This window comes from Acidobacteriota bacterium (genome assembly GCA_020853395.1).
GTDB lineage: Bacteria > Acidobacteriota > Vicinamibacteria > Vicinamibacterales > SCN-69-37 > JADYYY01.
Genome location: JADYYY010000014.1, coordinates 1 through 3,408, shown reverse-complemented (window position 1 = coordinate 3,408; position 3,408 = coordinate 1). Strand labels below are relative to the sequence as shown.

Sequence of the window (3,408 nt, the reverse complement as noted above, 5' to 3'; positions counted from 1 at the left end):
CGTGAGGCTCAGGATCGCTGGGCGCTGCGTTCACAAACACGATTCAGCGGCGCGCAGGCGGCGGGCAAGTTCGACGCGGAGATCGCGCCGGTCGAAATCCCGACGCGCAAGGGACGCGTCGTTTTCGAGCGGGACGAACACAACCGCCCCGATATGACGCTCGAGTCGCTCGCGAAGTTGAAGCCGGCCTTCCGCAACGACGGCACCATCACTGCGGGCAACGCTCCGGGCCTGAACGCCGGTGCGGCCGCGCTGATCGTTGCCAACGCCGCGTGGGCCGAGAAACGCGGTCTGGAGCCGATGGCACGCCTTGTGGCGTACGGCGTCGGGGCCGTCGAGCCGGGCATGTTCGGACTCGGCCCCTTGCCAGCCGTACGTCAGGCGCTGCAGCGAGCCGGTTGGCAACTTGCAGACATCGAGCGAGCGGAAATCAACGAGGCGTTCGCGGCGATCGCGCTCGCGCTCACCAGGGAACTCGGTTTATCGGAGGAGGTTGTGAACGTCGAGGGCGGCGCAATAGCGCATGGACACCCGATCGGCGCCACGGGGGCGGTGCTGACCACCCGGCTTCTGCATTCGATGCGACGCGACGGCGTCCGCCGTGGCCTGGTGACGCTTTGCATAGGCGGGGGGCAAGGGGTTGCACTCGCGCTCGAAGCGGTTCGGTGACGACTGAGTGAGAAACCGACGACCGATCACGGCCCGCACGGCGCCCGCACTACGCATGCCGAAGCGGCGCCGCCCATGCACGAGGGCGGGCACACGCGCGCGACGCCCATGACAAGCACGCCGGCTACAGCGTGTCGATGTTCCGCAACACGAGGCCGGCGACATCGTGCTCGTGCGCAGCGATCCGCGCGACGTGCCGCGTATCGTGAATCTCTCGCGCGCGAGCTACCGCAAGATGGTCCAGAACCTGTGGTGGGCTGCGGGCTACAACATCGTCGCGATCCCGCTCGCGGCGGGCGTGCTCGCGCCGTGGGGCGTGCTGCTCACTCCGGCGGTCGGCGCGGTGCTGATGTCGCTGAGCACGATCATCGTGGCGGTCAATGCGCAGCTCCTGCGGCGCGTGCGGCTGTGAACGACTCAACGCGACGCGTTTTCGGCAACGGCACGCAGCGTGCAAGTAACCAGGAAGGCATAGACGACACATGAGCACCGACGAAACGAAACCCATCCATTTCAATCCTCTCGAGCTCGGCGGATGGCGCCTCGCGCAGGCCGCGACGGAGTACGCCGTCGACGCCTGGCAGCGCGGCGCGCTGTACGCCGACGTGATGCGCCGGCGCGGCAACCAGTACCAGGAGCACCTCCGCGAGGCGGTGCCGCACGTACTCGACTTCCCCTTCGAGCCGGTCATGTCGGGACGCGATCTCGAGCGGCCGGTCAACTACTGGCTGGTCCGCATCCTGCTCTCCGAGGACGTGACCACCGATCCGCGCAAGCGGCCATTCGTGGTGCTCGATCCGCGGGCCGGACACGGGCCGGGCATCGGCGGCTTCAAGGCCGACAGCGAGGTCGGGGTCGCCCTGCGCGCCGGCCACCCCTGCTATTTCGTCGGGTTCCTGCCCGACCCGGTGCCGGGACAAACGGTCGAGGACGTGATGCGCGCCGAAGCGGCATTCCTGGAGCGCGTCATCGCTCTGCACCCGGAGAGCGAGGGCAGGCCGGTGGTGATCGGCAACTGTCAGGCGGGTTGGCAGGTCCTGATGACCGCCGCGATGCGGCCGGAGCTCTTCGGCCCGATCATCGTGCCCGGCACGCCGCTCTCGTACTGGGCCGGCTGGCGGGGCAAGAACCCGATGCGCTACGCCGGCGGGTTGCTCGGCGGGAGCTGGCTGACGGCGCTCACCAGCGACCTGGGCGCCGGCCGCTTCGACGGCGCGTGGCTGGTCGCGAACTTCGAGAACCTCAATCCCGCCAATACCCTGTGGACCAAGCAGTACGACCTGTACGCCAAGGTGGATACGGAGGCCGAGCGCTATCTCGGCTTCGAGCAGTACTGGGGCGGGTACGTCTTCCTGAGCGACGTCGAGATGCAGTGGCTCGTCGACAACCTGTTCGTCGGGAATCGCCTGGCGACGGCGGAACTGATCACCTCCGACGGCATCCGCCTGGACCTGCGCAACATCCGCTCGCCCATCGTCGTGTTCTGCTCGATGGGCGACAACATCACGCCGCCGCCCCAGGCGCTCGGCTGGATCATCGACCTCTATCGCGACGACGCCGACGTAAAGGCGCACGGCCAGACCATCGTCTACGCCCTGCACGAGAGCGTCGGCCACCTCGGCATCTTCGTGTCGGGAAGCGTGGGACGCAAAGAGCACAAGGAGTTCGGCGAGAACATCGACTACATCGACGTGCTGCCGCCGGGCATCTACCACGCCAGGCTGGACGCGAAGACGGAGCACACCCTCAACCCGGACCTCGTGGTGGGGGACTACGTGCTCGCGTTCGAAAAGAGCGGGGTCGAGGAGGTGCGCAAGATCGTCGCGCCGGATCCGGAGTCGGACCGGCGATTCGCGGCGGCGGCCCGCATCTCCGAGATGAACCTGGGCCTGTACCGAACGTTCCTCCAGCCGCTGGTGCGCGCAGCCGTCACCCCCCACTGGGCGGAGTCGCTGCAGCGGCTGCATCCGTTGCGCCTGTCCTACGAGCTGATGTCTGACGCCAGTCCGCTGTCGGGTCCGATCGCCAAGGGCGCCGACAAAGTGCGCGAGAACCGCGCGCCGGCGAGCGCCGCCAATCCGTTTCTGCAGCTGCAGGAGATGTTCTCGGAGACCGTCGCGAGATCGCTCGACCAGTGGCGCATGATCCGCGACGACGCCTGCGAGAAGACCTTCGAGGCGATCTACGGCTCGCCCTGGATCCAGGCGCTCGCCGGGCTGAACGCCGATGACGGCGCCGCCCCCCGACCCCATCCGGGGGTGACGCCCGAGCATCGGGAGTACGTCGCACGGGAAGTCGAAAGGCTGCGCGCCAGCCTGGCCGAGGGCGGCGCGGTCGAGGCCGGACTGCGGGCGATCGGCTTCATCACTCGCTCGCGCGGCGAGGTCGACGAGCGCGGGTTCAACATCCTCCGCAAGTTCCGCGAGGTCCATTGCTGCCGCATCCTTCCCCTTTCGGACTATAAGCAGATGGTTCGCCAGCAGGCGCTGCTCATGGACCTTGACGAAGATGCCGCAGTGGCTGCGATCCCTGCGCTGTTGGAACAGGCCGATCCGGCCGACATTCGGGACGTGGCCGCGATCGTCGAAGAGGCGGTGGCGGCTTCGGCGGAACAGACGCCGGAAGAACGGCAGCGCCTCGAACAGATGCAAGCGCTGTTCGAGGCGGCGGCGCGCAGCCCGAAGGAGGCGCGCGCATCGAGCGCCGGCGCCGTCGCCGGATCGGACGGGAGACGCAAGG

2 protein-coding genes and 1 pseudogene are annotated in these 3,408 nt (G+C 68.1%); all 3 read left to right on the top strand.

Annotation, left to right across the window (positions count from 1 at the left end; translation table 11 throughout):
- Window positions 1-669, top strand: a 669-nt coding sequence (locus IT184_14005) for a thiolase family protein (protein MCC7009916.1), incomplete at its 5' end; no start/stop codon positions are given.
- Window positions 670-820: 151 nt separating this feature from the next.
- Window positions 821-1,081: pseudogene (locus tag IT184_14000) on the top strand (heavy metal translocating P-type ATPase).
- A gap of 70 nt (window positions 1,082-1,151) precedes the next feature.
- A partial coding sequence (locus tag IT184_13995) for a DUF3141 domain-containing protein (protein ID MCC7009915.1) occupies window positions 1,152-3,408 on the top strand: 2,257 nt, incomplete at its 3' end.